Below are 20,767 nucleotides of genomic sequence, written 5' to 3' on the forward strand. Positions count from 1 at the left end.
CTTCTATCTTACAATAAAAAGAGAGGAGGGGATATTATGTTTAACCCTGGTTTAAAAGGTGTTACTGCTGCGGAAACGTGTTTGAGTCAAATAAATGGTGAAAAAGGGGAACTGTATTATCGTGATCAGTCAGTTCATGATCTAGTTGGGAGGTATAGCTTTGAAGAAATTAGTTATTTCTTCATAAAAGGAAGGTTTCCGGATTCAAACGAGTTACAATCACTGAAAAAAGTACTGATAAAAGAACGCAGCCTTAGCAGCGAAATTAAGAAATGGATTGACCACTTAGTTAAGAAACAATCGATAACAGCAATTATTCGTTCAGCTGTTTCTTTCTTAGATGATTCAGAAGATCGGTGGCCAATTCAAACCCATGAAGCTTATCGGTTGTTGGCAAAACTGCCTACGATCGTTGCTTATAGTTATCGTAAGAAAATGAACCTAGAGACAGTAGAACCAGATCATCAATTAGGTCATGTTGAAAATTTCCTTTATATGTTATTTGCAGAACGAAAAACGAAAGAAGAGGTTCAAGCACTTGAGACATATATGATCTTGACCGCAGAACACGGAATGAATGCATCTACGTTTTCTGGAAGAGTCGTTACATCTACCCAAAGTGATATCTATTCTGGCATAACGGCTGCAATCGGAGCTTTAAAAGGACCGTTACATGGGGGCGCGCCAACTGGTGTATTAGATTACATTGACGAAGTAAAACAAAAATCTGTTGAAGAAGTAATCAAAGCAAAGTTGGCCAATGGTGAAAAAGTAATGGGATTTGGCCATCGAGTTTATAAAGCAACAGATCCTAGAGCTGAAGCATTAAAAGCAATGTTGCTAATTATTGAACCTAAACCAAATTGGATTGATTTTACATTAAAAACAGAAAAAGAAACTTTTCAATGGTTAAGTGATTTAAAACCTGGCCGAAGACTATATGCAAACGTAGAATATTACGCAGCATCGTTAATGAAAGCCATTGGCATTCCGTCAGAATTATTCACACCGATTTTTTGTTGCAGTCGAATCGTCGGTTGGACTGCGCACATTATAGAGCAATCGAGAAATAATACGATTTTCAGGCCTGAAGCTAAGTACATGGGAAACAAGTAAAATTTATTATTCTGTCTCACTATCATAAGTTTACTTAGGTAATGAGATAGAATTCATTTCAAATTAATGAGTGCTTATAATATATATTATGTCTACCCGAAAAAATAAAATGTAAATTATATAATTATTACTTTCCATCACTTATTTTCAATTTCAGATAGTCTATTTTCAGTAAACCGAATATATTTTCTTTCTAAGTAAAGTCCTTTATCTTTGTATATCCAGTCAGAAAATCGTTTAACGTTTTCATACCCACTTATATATAAACGATAGTGTGTATCGAAAGATTTGAAAATGGGCTCAATCCTTTTGATAACAAGAATATCGAAAAGAGATTCCATGAAATTTAATGATCCCCCTACTATATTTACGAATTCTTTTTGTTCGTAAATGCAGCCGTCACCATCAAAGTATCCTCTGACAAAATGTGAAAGGTATTGCTTCGGGACATGAGGAAACTTTAAATCTAATGACTTCTTTGGTTTTATATTGTGTAATTCCATTATATCTGTTTTCATAATTTTACTGTTCAATGTGAGGATGTATATTTTTGTTGTTTTACTTTGTATAATTGGATGGTTCGATTTCATTTCTAAGCCGGGGACCGCGATTAAACAAAGTCGTTTTCCGTAATCATTTTTCAAAAACAGAGGCGTTACGTCTTTGTACGACAACAGAGGGATACGTGGATTTAGTAACTGAACTGACCCCTAAGGATGTGCAACAGGTTGAATCCTCACCTTATGCTAAATTGGTTACTTCAGAAGGGAATGAAGTAGTTACAGGGATCTTTAATCGGTTTCAATCTGATGTTGACTTGGACGACTATAATCTGCGTATGGCCATAAATATGGCTATTCGACGCGATGATATTAGTCAGAATGTGTACGGAGGATATGCCACCCCTGCATTAACGCCGCCCTGGGCATATGCTTTCCAAGAGGAGTTAGAACCGATTATGTATAGCAGACAACAATCCCGCCAGCTATTTGAAAGCTCAAGTTATCCAAAATCCAGACCTTTAAAAATAGTAGCCTTTAAGAAACAGGAAAATCTATTACTGGCCGTGGCTGCCCAAATAGAAGAAACTTTATCCATTTGGGTTGAAACTATAGTTATTCCAGTACAAGAAGAAACGAAATGGAAACGGGTAGTCGCTGAAAAGAAACTCACTCCAGGATGGGATATTTTAATAGCAAGTGCGACAACACAATTTTATGAAGGGACTCCTGCTTTTTTTCACAGAGAACTTTTTGGTTTTGACGGAGCCCTTCGAACAGGGCCGAAACTGCCAGAATTTGATGATAGAGAGATGGTAAATCAAATTCGGCGTAAGGAGTTACTTGCGGCAGCAAAGGATGTAGATCGATTTGTATATCAAAATGCTTTATCGCTGTTTTTATGCGTGCCGCACAAGCTCTACGCAGTAAATAGACATGTTGAATTTAAGCCTTATCGAACTACCTTTGAGCTTGCTGAAACAGAAGTCAGAGAAATGCATTGGTCTCGTAGGAGATAACCTATAAAAAGGAGGCTGCCATTTTGAAGTGGCAGCCTCCTTTTTACCTATTCTTTCAAACCATCTTCTGTCGAAACCCACTTCGTAACATTGTTAAAATGTTTTCGAGCACCTGCAGGTACATTTTTTTCTGGATATCCAATATAAAGAAAACCTAAAACTTCTCCGTCTTCAGGGAGTCCGAACAAGTCTTTCATAAGTGGATCATATGTTGGCTTGCCTGTTCTCCAAAACCCTCCCAAACCTAGTGCATGAGCAGTTAAAAGCATATTTTGAATAGATGAATAGACAGCACCATATTCTTCTTTTGCAATTACCTTCGGGTCGTCCGCAGGCTCAGCAGCCACCACGATTACAGCTGGCGCTCGGAATGGCTTTTTCATTCTTTTAGCTAATTTCTTCTGGTTAACCTCTGTTGATGGATCGTCCATATCTTTTTCAGCAATTTTTGCTAATACCTCTCCTAATGGTTTCCTTCCTTCACCAGTTAGTACAAAAAAGCGCCAAGGCTCTGTTCTGTGATGACATGGAGCCCAAGTTCCGGCCTCGAGAATTTGTTCTAATAATTCTTGAGGCACAGGTTTATCTGAAACTAACCCCACACTTCTTCTTGTTTTGATAGCTTCTAATACATCCATTATGATATCCCCCTTAGAAAGTATTTCTTTTATATTGCTAGTGTATGATTGATTTATATAAAAAGGATTCACATATAGTTTACTATACATGAATCCTTTCAACTACTAATATCTATTTTTTATGAAACAACGTCGTATCCTTGCTCCTCAATCGCTTCATTCATTTCAGATTCACTAATACCGTCTTCGTAAGTGACATGTACTTTGCCTGTTTCAAGATCAACGTCGACACTTTCCACACCATTTAATTCTTTAAGTGCTCCTTTAACAGCTTTTTCACAATGCGCACATGTCATTCCTTCAACTTGTATCGTTTTAGTTTGCATGATAAATTTCCTTCTTTCTTGATCATTTTTGAATTTTGACTCGTTTCAAACGTAATGAATTACTTACAACACTTACTGAGCTAAATGCCATTGCTGCTCCTGCTAACCAGGGAGCTAGTAATCCGGCAGCTGCAATAGGAATACCAGCTGAATTATAAAACAAGGCCCAGAATAAATTTTGGCGAATATTCTTCATCGTTTTTGTACTAAGTTCAATCGCCTTAGCAATTAAATTCAGATCACCACCTAAGATGGTGAGATCAGCTGTTTCAATAGCTACATCAGTTCCTGTACCTATAGCGATCCCAATATCAGCAGTAGCGAGAGCTGGTGCATCATTAATGCCATCTCCCACCATTGCTACACGCTTGCCCTGCTGCTTGATTTGATCAATATGGTATGCCTTCTCTTCAGGGACGACTCCAGCTATAACGCGATCAATTCCCACTTCCTCAGCGATAGCCTGAGCAGTTTTCTCATTGTCACCCGTTAACATAATCAATTCCAAACCTAAGTTTTTTAATGTAGCTAAAGCTTCTTTTGACTCTGATTTAACTTGGTCAGCAACGGCGATTACACCAGCAGTTTCATCGTTAACAGCAATTAGCATTGCCGTTTTTCCTTGAGACTCCCATTGCTCCATTGTTGTTTCATACTTGGAAAAATCAATACGATCTCTCTCCAGTAACTTTCTTGTTCCCACCAGGACCCGTTCGTTTTGAATGTCAGCTGTAATACCATATCCGGGTATAGCTTCAAAATGATCCACTTGCAGAAATTCACTATTCTTTGCTCGACCATAATTCACAATAGCATCTGCAAGAGGATGTTCTGATTGAGCCTCTGCACTCACTAACAGGTTAAGGACTCGTTCATTATCTTCAAGAAAATCGGTTACTTCTGGTACTCCTTTTGTAATAGTTCCTGTTTTATCAAAAACAATGGTATCCAGCTTATGGGTCGTCTCAAGATACTCTCCGCCTTTATATAAGATCCCCATTTCAGCACCTTTACCTGTACCCACCATAACAGAAGTTGGTGTAGCTAAGCCAAGAGCACAAGGGCAAGCGATTACTAACACAGCGATGGACGCTTCCAGTGCCAAAGCTAATTCACCTGGGCTGATCACAATAATCCAAAGGATAAATGTTAACACGGCAATTCCAACAACAATCGGCACAAAATATCCTGAAATGATGTCAGCCAGTCGCTGAATTGGCGCCTTTGAACCCTGAGCTTCTTCTACAACTTTAATAATATTGGAGAGTGCAGTATCTTTACCTACCTTGGTTGCTTTTATCTGGACAGTTCCGTTTTTGTTAATCGTTGATCCAATAACTTGATCATTCATTGCCTTTTCTATAGGAAGAGACTCCCCGGTAATCATAGATTCATCTGCAGTCGTTCTACCTTCCGCAATGATTCCATCGACTGGGAATTTCTCTCCCGGCTTAACGAGTACAAGATCATCAACTTGAACTTGATCAACAGGAAGTCTGATTTCTTCTCCGTTTCTTAGTACCGTGGCTTCTTTAGCTTGAAGGTTTAATAATCCTGAAATTGCCTGAGTCGTGCGACCTTTCGCGACAGTTTCAAAATATTTACCTAATAGAATTAAAGTAATTAAGACGGCACTCGTTTCAAAGTAAAGATTAGGCACAACATTAGGATTAATTAAAAATCTAATCAATTCGGCTACACTATAGAAATAAGCAGCACTAGTACCAAGCGCAACTAAAACGTCCATATTTGCTGTCTTGTTGGAAAGGTTTTTATACGCGCCTTTATAAAACTGCCAACCGATTACAAACTGAACGGGTGTTGCTAACGCTAATTGAAGCCATGGATTCATGAAAGCATGAGGCAATGGTAAACCAAACAAATGCTTCGCCATTGTCATTAAAAGCGGAAGTGATAGCACAGCTGAAATCAGCAGTTTTACCCTTTGCTGTTTGATCTGCTGCTCTTTATGGGATTGCTTGCTTTCACGATCTCCACTAAGTTCCGCATCATAACCTAATTTTTGTATTCGTGCGATGATATCCTCTATCTCCAATAATCCAGAGCGGTATTCCACCTGCCCTGTTTCATTGGCCAAGTTAACAGATGCATGCTCGACTCCATCCATTTTGTTTAAAACTTTCTCGATTCTTGTTGAGCAGGCAGCACAGGTCATACCGGTAATATCCAGCTCAACGGTTTCTTTCTCAACACCGTAACCAAGTTTATTGATTCGCTCCTCGATCATGTCAGGATCAATTTGACTAGGGTCATATTGAATGGTGGCGTTTTCCATAGCTAAATTGACTTGCGCCTCGATTCCTTCTGTTTTGTTAAGTACCTTTTCTATTCTTGTAGAACAGGCGGCGCAGGTCATGCCGGTAATTCCGACATTTATTTTCTTTTGTTCACTCACGAGCCATCCCCCCTTTTTTTACTTGGAGAACTGCTGAATAACTTTCATTAGCTCATCAATAGCTTCTTCGCCTTCACCCTTTTTTATGGCACCGGCAACGCAATGATGGGTGTGTCTTTCTAACAAGGAATACCCTACCTTGTTTAAGGCATTATTTATAGCTGAAATTTGTACAAGGACATCCACACAATAGCGATCATTTTCTACCATCTTTTGGATGCCCCGTACTTGACCTTCAATTCGTTTCAGACGATTGATAACAGCCTGTTTTTCATCATCTGTCCTTGGAGTTAATGGTTGTTTTCCACTATTTTCAGGTAATGTATGCTCATCCATTTATGACGCTCCTTTCTTATCTACATATAATATACCCCGTACAGGTATTATCAGTCAACAAATTAAAACTATGTATTTTAATAACTATTGAAGTTTAACTTAATACTGATACGGGGTATATAAACATCGTAAATCAGATGAGAGGTGATTAGATGTTAGAGGTTATTTCATGGATCGCATTAGGAATAGGAGTGATAAGTTCCTTAATTGTTATCATGGATATTATCAAACATCCACAAATGATGACAATCATGAATGTAGTATGGCCCATTAATGGTTTATTCTTTGGTCCTTTCGCTTTATGGACTTATTTTAAATGGGGGCGGCTAAAAGCTAAAAATCTAGAACTCGAGGACAATCGCGGCAGGCCGGCAAAGGTATTCGTGTCCACTAGTCATTGTTCGGCAGGCTGTACATTGGGGGATGCTGTTGGTGTACCCATTGTTGCTTTAACAGCCATGACTATTGCAGGGTCGACTTTATTTGCTCATTATATAGTTGAATTTATTTTAGCCTATGTGTTCGGTATTATTTTTCAATTTTATGCGATCTATCCAATGAATAAAAAGCAGGGTATCATAGGATCGATAAAAGAAGCAATTAAGGCCGACTCCTTTTCTTTACTTGCATTTGAAATAGGCATGTTCGGATGGATGGCCATTGTTCATTTCTTGCTTTTTACGGAACCTCCAAAGCCAAATCAACCTACTTACTGGTTTATGATGCAAATTGCCATGGTTTTAGGGTTTCTAACTAGCTACCCTGCCAATTGGTTATTAGTTAAACAAGGTATTAAAGAAGAAATGTAGAACAAATTTAGAAATAGCATTACAACCATCTAACAGAAGTGTATGTAAAAAGCTGGCAGGATCCTATTTTTCCTGTCAGCTTTTTTTACTATGGAATTCTAATGAAGGTTATTGTTAACCGTAGTGAATATGAGATTAATAATAACGTGAGCCATTACTTTATTAATCATGTTTTAAGACAGTTTGCCCGTCTGATTGGGCGACTTTACCTTCTTTCATAAGCTTCCCAAGAGCCCGTTTAAAAGCAGATTTACTAATATGGAAAGTGTCTCTGATTTCATCGGGCTGGCTTTTATCGGTGTACGGCATTACGCCGTCATGTTCAACTAGATAATCGTATATTTGTTCCGCATCAGGGTCCATACTATACTGTTTTAAAGGCCGTAATGAAAGATTTAAAGTTCCATCATCTTTCACATCGATTACTCGTCCTTCTATGGTCTCACCTAATCGGGGTTCGACTTTTCGTTCGAAAGGGTGAATAAATCCACGATAACCTTCTTCTGTTAGAACAAAAGAACCCGCTTTAGTAGATCGGTAAACACGACCTACAATGGTTTCATTTACTAAAGTTTTGGGGGCAGTAGTAAGGTCTTCTAACACTTCCCCTTCTGAAATGGGTTCCGCAAAAACCCTTCCTTTCTTATCCTTCTCTAGACTTACAAATAACCAATCTCCAGTTTGTGGCCAAACGTCTTTTAGTGCTGGCAAATGGTCTTTGGATACAAGAAATTCTTTATCTACGCCAATATTTACGAACGCACCTAGGTTCCTCACCACTTCTTCTACCTCTGCCCAGCCATAGGTGTCTAAACGAACTTCAGGCAAAAACATTGTTGCAGTGAGTGCCTTATTTCTGTTGACATAAACAAAAACAATTACACTTTCTCCTATTTCTTCAATTTCTTTATTTACTTGAATATGAGGAAGCAAAACTTCTTCCTCACCTTTTCTGATTATAAACCCTTCTGCAACCCTTTTTGTTACGTTCATAGATTGGATTGTACCAATTATAGACTCTTTCATATCTACACCTGCTTTTCCATTCTGTTTTTTAGTTCAGAACCTACGCATATCAAAATAGTTAGTTCTCTCTATCAGCTATATAGTCTGCCAGTAGCTGGTAAGACCGTTTCTTGGCGTTAAAATCAAAGATATTTGTAATGATTAGAAACTCATCGGTTTGGTAAACGTTTTCTAATCTTAAAAGCTCTTGATAAACTTTCTCCGGCGTACCAATAATCGCTCTTTGCCGATTACGTGTTATTTTTTCTAGTTCACTAGCTGTAAAGGTATGATCCTTTACTTCTTCTATAGAGGGGACGCGAGTTTCCAGCCCCTTCTCTACTTGTAAAAGCCACATATCCTGACTCAACGCAAGCTCTTCTGCCTCTTCCATTGTCTCGGCACAAACAACGAATACACACGCATTTACTTTTGGATGTTGCAGTCCTGCTGAAGGTTTAAATTTTTCACGATATGCAGTCAGAGCCTCAACAGCATGTGTGGGATTAATAAAGTGTCCAAATGTAAAACCTGTCCCATTAATAGCCGCGTGTCTTGCTCCGCGTTCAGAGAGGCCCAATACCCAAATATCAGGATTAGTCGTTGTATGAGGTCGAGCTGAAACTCCATAATAGTCGTGTTCTTTTGGTATGGTTCCATTTAGAAACCATTGTAATTCCTTCACCTGTCTTGAAAAAGAACTTAACGGTTTATTCACCCCATCTGTTAACGCTGCTCTCGTTCTCTGGCCTCCCCCAGGTGATCGGCCTAAGCCTAAATCAATCCGGCCAGGAAATAAAGCTTCCAATACTTTAAAAGTTTCGGCTACCTTGAGTGGGCTGTATTGCGGTAAAAGAACGCCACCGGAGCCAAGGCGGATTCTAGAAGTTTGAGAAGCTATTCTGGTTATCATAATTTCAGGAGAACTGACAGCTAAGCCATTTGTGTTGTGATGTTCTGCAACCCAGTACCTATGATATCCCAGTGACTCTGCCCATTGAGCCAATTCGATGGAATGCTGCAGTGCATCTTCAGCTGTTTGGCCCTTTGAGATCGGACTCTGGTCTAGCACACTTAACTTCATAATGATTCCCCTTTTATTCCTTTACACTAGTATGTACGGGTATATTTCATTCTACTGATAAACTTCGTTCATTATCTGATTTAAAATGGCCAATTGTTCTTCGAATAAAATTTTGTATCGTTTCTTTAGTACATCAAATTCTTCTTTCCCTTCATCTGTTAAGGAATACCAATAGACTTTCTGGCGTTTTTTTTCATATGATTTATAACCGTCTTTCCTATGAAGAAGACCTTCTTCCGTCATATCATGCAACGTATCTAGTAAAGTTGACGGGGCTGGAATCCAATTGTTTGTCAACTTATGAAATTCTTCTTTAAAATGCTCACTAATCATTGGTTGACGAACTTGTAGCAAATGCATAATATAGAACTTAGTGAATTGAGCTGCACTCATATTTAAGGCAAATTTTTTCGGATTATTTTTATGCGACAACGCAACCTCACCCCTTTTGTGTTATACCTTTATTTTATAATAAAAAGGAGTAGGTTTGTCTACTGATAAGGACCTTTGTTCGGTTATTGATATGTTTTTTTTTACGTTTCGGAGTTGCTACTAAGTATTAATCAAGAGTCATTAAATTGTTCATAAAAGCGTTCACGTTTTTTCGATTTTGAAGAATAATTATTTGGGCGTGATGACAATGCTGTTCTATTGCCGTTATCGCTTTGATCTTTTTTGTATTTGGATAGTCCCATACATATTTAAGAAATGACAGCTCCATACGTTCAGGGCAGCCTGGCGCCAGATCTACACGCGTTTTACCCATATGTCTCAACCATCGTGTAAGGACACTGCGTAAACAAACATATCGATTAATATTTAGAAAAATAATGGTATCAGCCAGCTGTAATCTTGGCCCCCATACACCACTATAGTTCCCTTCAATCACCCATTCTTTCTTTTGCAGATACATATCTTGTTTCTCAGCTAATTCCTCCATGGTAGATTCTTTCCATCCTGGTTTCCAAAATAGCCGATCCATATGTACAACATTGTATTGAAAAGCCTGACCAATTTGCTTTGCTAAGGTAGATTTTCCTGATCCAGCTGAACCAATGATAGCTACTCGCTCCATCTTGTTCCCCTCCATGTACTAAGACTGTCACATTGCTAACTTATATCTAACCTTTGCTTAGAACTTAGAAGATTGCTTTCACAAGTTCATATACTCTTACATAGTTTATCAGTATCTGCATTGTAATAAAAGAAATGTCGTTTTTTGAAACTTATGACACTAATCTTTCGTCTATAGTACTGAAAGCATTCATTTTTGCAAGAAAAAAACTCACCATTGTGGGGGCAATAGTGAGCTTTTCTCCTTTATCTTCTATTAGTTAAGAACGTTTTTTACTTATTCACTTAGAACCTTTACGGTTACAGTTTGTCTTCCAAAGTTTAAGGCATCTTGACGGTTTGGCATATATACATCAATGCGATTTCCGTTAATGGCTCCACCAGTATCACCGGCAATAGCCACTCCATAACCTTCAACATACACTTTAGAACCTAATGGAATAACATCCGGATCTACAGCGATTACTTTCTGGTTAGGATTTGCATTAAGGTCGATACCTGTTGCCGTTACACCACTGCAGCCTGTGCAATTAGCCGTATAAGCTGTTGCTTCTGCCGTGAATTCCTTAACTACGTCATTACTGGAAGATTGTTCACTGGATTGTTCTGCTTCAGCTGAAGTGTTTACTGGCTCAGCCTCTGGTGCTTCTTCTTGTTCAGGTGCCGGAGCTTCTTTCTGTTCTGGCTCAGGTGCTGGAGCCGGAGCTTCTGCTTTTTCAGGAGCTGGCGCTGAAGCTGCCTGGGCTTTCACTGCAAATTGATCACCAGGATGAATAAGTGTGCTTGAAAGGTTGTTCCAAGCCATTAGTTGGTCTACAGTTATGTTATATTTTTCAGAAATACCGTAAAGGGTATCTCCAGATTTAACTGTGTACGTCTTGGATGTTTCTACTGTAGCCTCACTATTACCAGATACGGTTAGTTTTTGATTCGGAACTATTAAATTTGAGTTTAAATTGTTCCATTTCTTAAGTTGATCAACTGTTACATTTTTATCATTAGAGATACCCCAAAGAGTATCACCTTTATCGACTGTATATTCTTCAGCACTAACGGAAGTTGCGAACGCTCCTGTTAATGCAGCAGTAGCAGCTAGAGAAAAAACTGATTTTTTCATAGATTTGTGTCCTCCTCTTAATTGATGAGTTGTTTTAACCACAATTAAGATACTACCAGATATATAGAATTTTTTAAGAACAAACAGCTAACAGTTTCTTTTCAACTGTGACACTTTTTTTGCACTGAAGTTACAAAGTAGGCATTTATCTCTATAATATTACTATAATTTATATCTATTAGTCTTTGAATGTCGAATAAAGGGACTCTTATTATACTTTTCAATAGGAAAATTTAAATATTATTGAAGTGTCAACAGACTTCCATACAAAAAACCTGCTTTATTTTTAAAGCAGGTTTTTTGTATGAAATTACCTATTCTGATAGTGCAGCTACCTGTTTCTGAACAGCTGGATCTTGTAAATACTCATCATAAGACATTTCTTTGTCAACTATACCTTGAGGTGTCAGCTCAATAATACGGTTAGCTATAGTTTGGATGAATTCATGGTCATGAGATGCGAATAAGATTGATCCTTTGAAATTAATTAATCCTTTGTTTAAAGAAGTAATGGACTCAAGATCCAAGTGGTTTGTCGGCTCATCTAGCAGAAGAACGTTTGCTCCTGACAGCATCATTTTAGACAGCATGCAACGAACCTTCTCTCCTCCTGAAAGGACATCCGGTTGTTTCAAGGCTTCTTCACCGGAGAATAACATACGGCCTAAAAACCCTCTAAGGAATGTTTCGGTTTCATCCTCAGGTGAATACTGTCGCAGCCACTCTACTAAGTTCATATCGGATCGTTCAAAAAACTTGGAGTTATCTTTAGGAAAGTAGCTTTGGGAGGTGGTTATTCCCCACTTAAACGTTCCTTCATCAGGCTCAACTTCCCCCATAAGAATTTGGAAGAGTGTCGTCTTTGCGACTTCATTACTTCCTACAAAGGCTATTTTATTATCCTTATTCATCGTAAAACTTACGTTATTTAAAACTTTAACTCCATCAACTGTTTTAGATAAGTTTTCTACCGTTAATAAATCATTTCCAATTTCCCGATCTGCTTTAAAAGCGATATAAGGATATTTCCTTGATGAAGGCTGAATATCATCCAAGGTAATCTTCTCAAGCAATTTTTTTCTAGAAGTGGCTTGCTTAGATTTCGATGCATTTGCACTAAATCGAGCAACAAATTCCTTAAGATCTTTAATTTTTTCTTCTTTTTTCTTATTTTGTTCCTCAGCCATTTTTTGTGCCAGCTGGCTTGATTCATACCAGAAGTCATAGTTCCCAACATAGATTTGAATTTTACCAAAATCTAAATCGGCAATATGTGTACACACATTATTTAAGAAGTGTCGGTCGTGAGAAACTACAATTACGGTGTTCTCAAAATCAATTAAGAAATCTTCTAGCCATTGAATGGCTTTAATATCCAAGTGGTTCGTCGGCTCATCCAGCAAAAGGACGTCCGGGTTGCCAAACAAAGCCTGCGCAAGGAGAACCTTGACCTTTTCAGAACCGGCTAACTCTTTCATTTCCTTAGCATGCAGATCTTCACTAATTCCAAGTCCGGTTAATAAACGGGCAGCTTCAGATTCTGCTTCCCAACCATTCATTTCAGCAAATTCACCTTCGAGTTCAGCCGCTCTCATTCCGTCTTCTTCTGTGAATTCGCCTTTCATATAAATGGCGTCTTTCTCCTGCATGACTTCATAAAGTCGTGTGTGACCCATAATAACAGTCTCAAGCACCTTATACTCGTCGTACTCAAAGTGGTTCTGCTTAAGGACAGCAAGCCGCTGGTCGTTCTTTAAAGAAACATCACCTGTTTGCGGTTCTAGTTCCCCGCTTAATATTTTTAGAAATGTAGATTTACCAGCGCCATTTGCCCCAATTAATCCATAGCAATTTCCAGGCGTAAATTTTATATTAACATCCTCGAAAAGCTTCTGATCGCCAAAACGAAGACTAACATTAGTCACATTTAACATAACGAATCCTCCAGTATCTCAGTGTATAACATTCAAATTATATCATTCATTATTGTGATCGAATAGGCTTTTTATTAGTTTTGTCCTGCAATTTCGGTGTTTCACTTATCCATTCATTAAATAGTTGGAAATCCGCTTCTACTACTTTTTGATAATAAGCGGACCACACCATGAGCTGCTGAATAAATCGAGTCCTATTCGACTCAATCTCATGAAGAATCGCTTCTTCACTGTGATGATCCATCAAGCCGTCTTCGATATCTACATCAGCACGAGCATGAATTTTCGCTGTGATTTTCGCCATTGTCTTAACCGTGTCCACCATGGAATCAAATTCCTGTAAATCATCATCCCTTAACTCGTTGGTGAAAAGTGACCGCTCCCGGACATAAAAATCATGTCCGTTAAATGTCAGATATCCTAAATAAGGATCGGCTTTGTGATGCATCGCCTGCTGTGTATGAACAACACGTCGACCTTGATGTTGATTTTCTTTCCAAAACGTCTCATCATAAGGAAAAAAGTAAGCAGGAATAGGTGTTCTTGCTTCTTTAGCTTCCAGAATAATATTAGAATGACCCTCGCCTGCAATCATAATATAGTATCTTTCAAGTCCTGTCGATCCAATCCCGGCTCCTGCCTTTTTCATGACATCTTTAACAGCATAGAACTGAGGGTGTTTTTTGATGTTAGATGAAATGGATTCGATATAATCTTCCCACACACGGAGGAACTCCTCTTTTTCCTGATGTGATAAGTCAACTAAGTTATCATCATCGATCGCAGTCTTTATGGAATCAAATTGAGCTGCTGAAGATTCCACTTCGGTTGAGGTCCACTTCTCTTCAAGGTTATGAAGGACGTTTTGGATCGGACCACTCGTGTTAGCTTTCGTAAATTGTAACTGAACGGGATCCTCTTCTCCAGAATAGAACCTTTGCAACTGACCGATATAGTCGTTTAAAAAAGACTCCACAAACTCTTCTGTATCATCTCCAGTATAGCCGTGTTGACTGCTCATTAAACGAATGCTGACTACCATACGCAGCACATCATATAAATAAGATCCAAAATATCCCTCATCAAAATCATCTACGTCAAACACAACTTCTTTCTTTTCATTTTGAAAAGCACTGATATTATCGAAGTGAAGGTCTCCTAATAACCAAGTAGGTTTGTTCTCAGGTGTATGAAACGTAAAGGGCAGACCTGTAACGTCATAATAGAATAAGTAAGCACTTCCTCTAAAAAAGCTGTAAGGGTCCTTACTCATTTTCCTATACTTGTTGCCTCTATCTTCATCCGACAGCCCCATTAGCTTGCCGTCAAACTGATTAAATATCGTAGCTAATAATTGCTTTCTCAAATATCTTTTTGTTTCTGTAATTTCGTTTCGAATGCCGCTACTCATTGTTTCACTTCCTTTTTTCGATGAATCCGATCCACCCCCAGTATAAAAGCACAGTTTATAATGTACAAAAAAAGAATCTTCAGACTAAAAATACTAAGAACTTTACCATGTCTTCCTGTCAGGCTAGCACATAAAAAAAGACCCTCAAATGAGAGTCTTCACTTCCTACGACTTGTAATATAAGCTGTTATTCTCGACTACTTGAAGCACTTTGCTGCTTGCTTCCATTTCATTTCCGCAAATCGGGCAAATTGCTTCTTCATCTGTTCTGAAGTTATCTCTCATCCAGCAGTTGCAATCGTCTGATTTACATACCCAAATTTTTGTTTCTTCTTCAACTATTTCAGCCTGGTTCTTTTTACCGAATGCCATACGTTTCGAAACCTCCTCTGGACATGAAAGAATTATGTAAAAGAGACTGACTACCACTCGAGTCAGTCTCTTTACACCTTATAATTTAGTTACATTAGCAGCCTGTGGTCCACGGTTGCCTTCAGTAATCTCAAATTCAACTGCTTGGCCTTCTTCCAGGGACTTAAATCCCTCTTCTTGGATCGCGCTGAAGTGAACGAATACATCGTCTTCTCCTTCAACTTCGATAAATCCAAAGCCTTTTTCAGCGTTAAACCATTTTACTGTACCAGTTTTCATAAAAATGGGTCCTCCAATGTTTCTTAAAATTAATATGCGTTCCATAAGAAATGAAAAAAATCACATATTATAAAAAGTACCAATAGGCATTGATCACTCTTTATAATAGGTGATTCATTATATGTTTGGCACAAATTAATATTGTCTATTATCATACTATAGTTCACCGGTGAAGTCAACTTCAGGCGCATACACCTGCTCTATTCATTCTATACAAAGAGTCAAAAGTTTATACGTGCTTTTTTAAACTTTTTCAATCACCCCACAGGCAATTCTCTTGCCAGCATCCCCGCTAGGTTGAGATTGATAGTCATCAGGACCTTGATGGATAATAACAGCTTTCCCTATTATATCTTCAACATGAAATCGATCCGTGAAGAAAATCATTCTTGAACGACCCTGATTGGAAAATAATACCGGGAAGTCTCCAGCATGATTGCCATGAGGCTGATCATCGGGATTCCAATGTCCGCCAGCGGATTGGAAAGGATTTTCACCATCACCAATTTCACATGCTCCGTTTTCATGAATATGAAAGCCATGTGGTCCAATCTGAACGCCATTTTTCACTTGAAAGTCAGGAAGGCCTTCTACCTGAACAAATACCTCCACCCCATATGGACGTTGATAAAATTGCACAACTCCTCTTAGTTCAGGAGCAAGCGGACTGCTTTTAAAACTTACTCGTGCCTGCTCAGGCTGATAATTAGGTCTGATGGGTGGATACGGATGTTGATAATACATGGCATCTCCTCCTTTTATACCAATATATGCAGCGAATCTTCAAAACATGTCCTTTCAAATTTACATCAATATCACGATGTGCTACACTCCATTTAATGTCTCAACAAGTAAAAGGAGAGATGACATGAAAAAAATATGGATTACATCGTTAATCGCTGTACTTGCTTTATTTAGTTTGGCTGCCTGCTCAGGAGGAGACAACTCTGAAAGTAGTAAAAAAGAAGAAAATGCCAAGAGTGAGAAAAGTGAAGGTGAGAGCAAGACAGGTCCTGTTGCAACCGTAAACGGACAAGAAATTCCGCGTAAGGAGTTTAATCAGCAGCTAGAAGGTACTAAACAGCGATATAAACAAATGGGTATGAAGATTGAAGGTAAAGAGAAACAAATGGAACAAGGTGTAGTTAACCAACTTATCGGAATTGAGCTATTAAGTCAAAAAGCAACGGAAGCAAATATTAAAGTATCAAAAGAAGAAGTAGAAAAAGGATATGAACAATTTGCCTCCAAATTTCCTTCTGAGGAAGAGCGAAAGAAAGCTCTTGAAGAAAGCGGCATGACCGAAGATAAAGTGAAAAAGCAATTAGAGGAAAATATCAAAATTCAAAAATATGTAGCAGAAAATACGAAAGAAGTTACAGTAAGTGACGAAGAAGCCAAGAAACAGTATGAGTCTATGATGAAAGGTCAAAAAAATGCTCCTAAATTCGAGGAAGCCAAAAAACAAATCAAACAGCAAATCAAGAGTCAAAAGCAAGGTCAGCAAGTTACAAAGCTTGTCGAAAAACTTCGTAAAGAAGCAGATGTGAAAGTGACCCTATAACTATATAAATGAAAAAGAAGATCCTGGAACGAACAAGTCCAGGATCTTCTTTTTCATTTTATCATATGATTTCTTTTAATTTATCATGTTGTTCTTGCAAATAAGTCACGTTAACAGGGTGTTTCAAACTATATGTTAGCCTGTTGAAACTATGATCTAATTCCTTTCGCCAATTGTCTCTAGCCGCTTGTAAAGACAGTAGACATTGCTCTATATAGTACTGATCTATAGTATGTTTTACCTTGTAAATCGCATCATGAAGCGACGGGCTTACCCGCTCACTGAACTTCTCCTTCATCCGCTCCTTCTCATTAAGCTCAAAAAATGATTTTGTTCCTTTAAATAGTTGTAATACATCAGCAAGCTCTTTTTCATGAAGCGACAGCTTTTGATCTATATCAGGTGGAGCAATCGTATTCCATTCAAAGCTGCTTAGGGTTAGCGAACGGTTAATCCTTCGTATCTCTTCTTCATAATCTTTCTTATACTGCTCCACTAACTCCTTAATAAATACTTCGATTCTAAGGGTTACAGCCTTTATTTCCTGGTTCATTTCAAATTCCACTTCGTGCAACAGTTCACCTGCCGACTCCTCAATTTGTTCTTTAGCTTCTGAACGATCCCCCTTAATGACTGCGGGGTTAAAATGGTTCTTAAAATAATCATTGAAGTTTAACATCATTCGCTGGTGAACAAAATGCAGTTGTTTATCCACTTTTTGTGTTATTGCTTTTTCTCCTCTTGCTTCTGATTTTTGCTGAAGCACTTGCTGAGCTCTGCTTTGTTCATCCTCTAACATGGTAAGCTTCTCTTCCCTATCCTGCTCGCTAAGCCTGGCATGCTCGATAATGGTTTGTAAAGAAGATACCGCTTCGTTAAGATCATGTTCGATCGAATGATGGAGTACTTCTGTTAGTTCCTCTTGCAAAAATCGTTCAAATCGCTCTTCAAAAGGAAGTAAGCCGCTGTTTAATCTTTCATGGGTTTGCTTTTCCTTTAATCCTTGCAAACTCGATAATGAATAGATACGCGGTTTGCGAATTTGAAACTGAAGGAGCTGTTCCTGCAAATAACGTTCAACTTGGTGTTTTTCCTCCTCATCTTCAGCTAAATCTGCCGCATTGATAATGAAAAACATTTTATCCATAGAGAATGCATCCTTCACTCGTCCAAGCTGCGTTAAAAAGGATTGATCTGCTTTTGAGAACGGATGATTGTAATAAGTTACGAAAAGAATGGCATCAGCATTTTTAATATATTCAAATGATACATTGGTATGGCGGGCATTTACAGAATCCGCCCCTGGGGTATCCACAAGTGTTATACCTGCAAGTGTCCATTCACAATCATAATGAAGCTCCATCCACTCAATAAAGCATGATTTTTTTTCTTCTGACACGAATGCTGCAAAACGATCCAATGTTATGGTCATTTCCTGACTAATTTTAGGAGCCATTTCTTCATAACCAGCCAGAAAAGCTTGAAGAAATGATCGCTTTTTGTGATCCAGCTTCTGCAGTTTGTTTTCTTCTAACGAAACAATGTCTTGATAGGCTTCTTCTAGACTTCTATAGCTTTTAAGCACTTTCTTACCAGCAAAGGCGAGGTCTTCCAATAACTGTTCTTCGCCTTTAACTCTGACTGTCACTGTCCCATGAGGATGCTGCTTTGATGAGGCTGTGATCTTATTGATCGTTGCGGTAGTTGGATTAGGAGATACCGGTAATACTTGCTCTCCTAATAATGCATTGGCAAATGATGATTTTCCTGCACTAAAGGCTCCGAATAAAGCGATCGTATATTGCTGGTGGTCAAGCCTCCGCTGTTTCCCGCGAAGCTGAGTGACCAAATACTCAAAACCATCAAGGTTGCTTAACACGTCCTGTGCCTCGACAAGTTTATGGTGAATATGTGTCTTTTTCGTTACAGCTGTTTCTCGAAGTTCCTGAACTTCAAGATCGTCTGGTTTCACTACACTTGGCTTTGCTTCCTGATATTCCAGCTCATGACTGGACTGAACCTTTATACGTGACTGCAAATTCTGAAGTGCGCGGTCAACTTGATTTTCGATCTCTTTGTTAGGGGCTTGTTCCGTAAATGTATGCCGTAACTGCTGCTCAACTTCCTTAATTGCACCTTCCAGTTCAGAAAGTTCTTCTTCTGCTTGTGATTTATGCTCATATGCCTTAAATAACTGTTGATGGGCTTTCGTTTCAGCTTCATTTCTCTGCTGTAGCAGTCTCTCTACCTGTTCCCACCATTGATTCAACTGGCTGCGGCCATAGCGTTGAATATCTTTAGACAATTGATCGGTGTATCGAAGGACATACTCCCCCGTAACAGAGGCACCCGTTTCAATTAATTGTTGTAATCTGGATGACGGATACTCAATGTCGAAGGATTGGGTGTCATGAATAATCGTACTGTCGGCTATCGCATTTTCCTCGAGCAACTGCATCATCCGTTCACGTAATGGCCAGGTTACATTTTTTTCTATCGTCTGCTTTAATTGCTCATGAAAGTTTTCAAATCGAAAATCTCGCTCTTCTTCCGTTTTTTTCTTCGTAAGAATAAAACCTACTTTAAATCCAGGCTGCATCGATTCCAAATATAAACGAGCATACTCCCGTAATTCACTTGGCATTAGATAAGCATTCGATAAAAATGCGAGCACTCTATTTTCGAATTGTTCTCGAGTTTTCGGTATTCTCTCCTTCTGAGCTTCTAGCAAAGACCCTGTCTCGTCGGCCTCCTGTTCCGCAATGATTTGATCATCATAGCCGATCTGGTTATAAAGGGTATCCATTTGCTCTTCATAAATTGATCTGTAATCACTAACGCTTTCACAAATAATGGCAGAAGCATGATGTAAAGCCATTTGATTTGGTGAAGCATTCTTAAACACCGTTCGGAAAGTTTCGCTGACTTGTTCAATTTGATTAGCTGAATGGGTTTGTTCTTTTAACGATGTATAAAAAATGTGCTCAGGTTCAATTCCCCACATGTCCAAGGAATTCTTAACACTTTGCTGAAATTGGGCAAAAGTTAACTCCGCTTCGTTATGTTTATCCACTTGATTAATAATGATGGCAAACGGAATCTGACGTTGTTGCATTTCCAGTAAAAAGCTTAAATTGACTTCAGATTGAACATGATTATAATCCATCACGTAAAACATGTAGTCCATTAAGTGCAGAGAAGATTCGGTAATAAACCGATCTGCGTCCCGCGTTGAATCAACCCCTGGTGTGTCTAATATTTTCACATGGGAAGGAATTTCAGTTAATGGTCGTTGAATATCAAGGCCGGTTATTTTTTCTCCTTCTCGGCACATTGCCTGAATGGTTTTGATATCAATAGACCCCTCATATTTGACCGGGTCATGCTCACTGAAATAGGCAATCGTCGCTTCAGGTCCATTCGATAATTTAACAATGTTTGCACTCGTTGGAATCGGACTAGAAGGCAATATGGAATGATCGACAAGATGGTTAATCATCGTTGACTTGCCCGCTGAAAAATGTCCTGCAAAACCGATCATTATTTCTTGCCTAGTCACCTTTTCAATTAGTTCCAGGACTTTGTTAGCTTGGAACTGGTTATATTTTTCAAGTTCACTGTATAACGATTCTAACCTGGCAATCGTATTAGTATGGGCATCTATGGTGGACACAGACATTGCTTTTAATCTCCTTTATGTCTTGTATGTTACTTATTAGTTTACTCAAGATCGATGGAAACTCTCAAGTTTAACTTCATTTCTTACA

20 protein-coding genes are annotated in these 20,767 nt (G+C 38.6%); 4 read left to right on the forward strand and 16 right to left on the reverse strand.

The annotated features are described in order from the left end of the window. Positions 1–36: 36 nt before the first annotated feature. Positions 37–1,116, forward strand: a complete 1,080-nt coding sequence (locus tag B5354_RS17285) for a citrate/2-methylcitrate synthase (protein WP_176142527.1) — start codon at positions 37–39, stop codon at positions 1,114–1,116. A 137-nt stretch (positions 1,117–1,253) separates the two neighbouring features. Here B5354_RS17285 and B5354_RS17290 read toward each other — a convergent pair whose 3' ends face one another. Then, positions 1,254–1,706: an LAGLIDADG family homing endonuclease gene (locus tag B5354_RS17290; protein WP_079530042.1), complete on the reverse strand. Its 453-nt coding sequence runs from the start codon at positions 1,704–1,706 to the stop codon at positions 1,254–1,256. Here B5354_RS17290 and B5354_RS17295 point away from each other — a divergent pair. Further along, positions 1,688–2,635 (forward strand): ABC transporter substrate-binding protein, encoded by a 948-nt coding sequence (locus B5354_RS17295; RefSeq protein WP_079530043.1) that lies wholly within the window; start codon positions 1,688–1,690, stop codon positions 2,633–2,635. The genes B5354_RS17290 and B5354_RS17295 overlap by 19 nt on opposite strands. 47 nt (positions 2,636–2,682) lie before the next feature. Here B5354_RS17295 and B5354_RS17300 read toward each other — a convergent pair whose 3' ends face one another. From B5354_RS17300 to B5354_RS17315, 4 genes are all read right to left on the reverse strand, one after another. Continuing rightward, positions 2,683–3,273, reverse strand: a complete 591-nt coding sequence (locus B5354_RS17300) for a nitroreductase family protein (RefSeq protein ID WP_079530044.1) — start codon at positions 3,271–3,273, stop codon at positions 2,683–2,685. A gap of 119 nt (positions 3,274–3,392) precedes the next feature. Then, positions 3,393–3,599 (reverse strand): copper chaperone CopZ, encoded by a 207-nt coding sequence (gene copZ, locus B5354_RS17305; RefSeq protein ID WP_079530045.1) that lies wholly within the window; start codon positions 3,597–3,599, stop codon positions 3,393–3,395. A 22-nt stretch (positions 3,600–3,621) separates the two neighbouring features. Further along, the gene (locus tag B5354_RS17310) at positions 3,622–6,015 is read right to left on the reverse strand and encodes a heavy metal translocating P-type ATPase (RefSeq protein ID WP_139377162.1); all 2,394 of its coding nucleotides are present in this window, start codon (positions 6,013–6,015) and stop codon (positions 3,622–3,624) included. Positions 6,016–6,033: 18 nt separating this feature from the next. After that, a complete protein-coding gene (locus B5354_RS17315) occupies positions 6,034–6,351 on the reverse strand; it encodes a metal-sensing transcriptional repressor (protein ID WP_079530046.1) in 318 nt (105 codons plus the stop codon). A 152-nt stretch (positions 6,352–6,503) separates the two neighbouring features. Between B5354_RS17315 and B5354_RS17320 the strand changes: the two genes are divergently transcribed. After that, positions 6,504–7,160: a DUF4396 domain-containing protein gene (locus B5354_RS17320; protein ID WP_079530047.1), complete on the forward strand. Its 657-nt coding sequence runs from the start codon at positions 6,504–6,506 to the stop codon at positions 7,158–7,160. Positions 7,161–7,322: 162 nt separating this feature from the next. Here the strand turns inward: B5354_RS17320 and B5354_RS17325 are convergent, their stop codons facing one another. The 10 genes from B5354_RS17325 to B5354_RS17370 form a co-directional block, all read right to left on the reverse strand. Continuing rightward, positions 7,323–8,186, reverse strand: a complete 864-nt coding sequence (locus B5354_RS17325) for a CvfB family protein (RefSeq protein ID WP_079530048.1) — start codon at positions 8,184–8,186, stop codon at positions 7,323–7,325. A 58-nt stretch (positions 8,187–8,244) separates the two neighbouring features. Further along, on the reverse strand, positions 8,245–9,252 hold the full coding sequence (locus B5354_RS17330; RefSeq protein WP_281252774.1) for an LLM class flavin-dependent oxidoreductase: 1,008 nt from the start codon (positions 9,250–9,252) through the stop codon (positions 8,245–8,247). A 48-nt stretch (positions 9,253–9,300) separates the two neighbouring features. Then, positions 9,301–9,681 (reverse strand): PadR family transcriptional regulator, encoded by a 381-nt coding sequence (locus B5354_RS17335; protein WP_079530050.1) that lies wholly within the window; start codon positions 9,679–9,681, stop codon positions 9,301–9,303. Between the two features lie 127 nt (positions 9,682–9,808). Beyond that, positions 9,809–10,324, reverse strand: coding sequence for an NB-ARC domain-containing protein (locus tag B5354_RS17340; RefSeq protein ID WP_079530051.1), 516 nt, complete (start codon positions 10,322–10,324; stop codon positions 9,809–9,811). A gap of 276 nt (positions 10,325–10,600) precedes the next feature. Continuing rightward, positions 10,601–11,440 (reverse strand): 3D domain-containing protein, encoded by an 840-nt coding sequence (locus B5354_RS17345; protein WP_079530052.1) that lies wholly within the window; start codon positions 11,438–11,440, stop codon positions 10,601–10,603. A 314-nt stretch (positions 11,441–11,754) separates the two neighbouring features. Further along, a complete protein-coding gene (locus B5354_RS17350; RefSeq protein ID WP_079530053.1) occupies positions 11,755–13,374 on the reverse strand; it encodes an ABC-F family ATP-binding cassette domain-containing protein in 1,620 nt (539 codons plus the stop codon). Between the two features lie 49 nt (positions 13,375–13,423). After that, a complete protein-coding gene (locus B5354_RS17355; protein ID WP_079530054.1) occupies positions 13,424–14,785 on the reverse strand; it encodes a DUF2252 domain-containing protein in 1,362 nt (453 codons plus the stop codon). A 165-nt stretch (positions 14,786–14,950) separates the two neighbouring features. After that, the gene (locus B5354_RS17360; RefSeq protein ID WP_079530055.1) at positions 14,951–15,157 is read right to left on the reverse strand and encodes a cold-shock protein; all 207 of its coding nucleotides are present in this window, start codon (positions 15,155–15,157) and stop codon (positions 14,951–14,953) included. 78 nt (positions 15,158–15,235) lie between these two features. Further along, the gene (locus B5354_RS17365; protein ID WP_079530056.1) at positions 15,236–15,436 is read right to left on the reverse strand and encodes a cold-shock protein; all 201 of its coding nucleotides are present in this window, start codon (positions 15,434–15,436) and stop codon (positions 15,236–15,238) included. A 243-nt stretch (positions 15,437–15,679) separates the two neighbouring features. After that, positions 15,680–16,180 (reverse strand): superoxide dismutase family protein, encoded by a 501-nt coding sequence (locus B5354_RS17370; RefSeq protein ID WP_079530057.1) that lies wholly within the window; start codon positions 16,178–16,180, stop codon positions 15,680–15,682. 124 nt (positions 16,181–16,304) lie between these two features. Here B5354_RS17370 and B5354_RS17375 point away from each other — a divergent pair, with 124 nt between their 5' ends. Further along, positions 16,305–17,000 carry a SurA N-terminal domain-containing protein gene (locus B5354_RS17375; RefSeq protein WP_176142528.1) on the forward strand — a complete coding sequence of 232 codons (696 nt, stop codon included), beginning with the start codon at positions 16,305–16,307 and terminating at the stop codon, positions 16,998–17,000. Between the two features lie 61 nt (positions 17,001–17,061). Here B5354_RS17375 and B5354_RS17380 read toward each other — a convergent pair whose 3' ends face one another. Further along, complete coding sequence (locus B5354_RS17380) at positions 17,062–20,679, reverse strand: dynamin family protein (RefSeq protein WP_079530059.1); 3,618 nt, start codon at positions 20,677–20,679, stop codon at positions 17,062–17,064. Between the last annotated feature and the right edge of the window lie 88 nt (positions 20,680–20,767).

The sequence above is a fragment of the Halobacillus hunanensis genome, assembly GCF_900166655.1.
Taxonomy (GTDB): Bacteria; Bacillota; Bacilli; order Bacillales; family Halobacillaceae; genus Halobacillus_A; species Halobacillus_A hunanensis.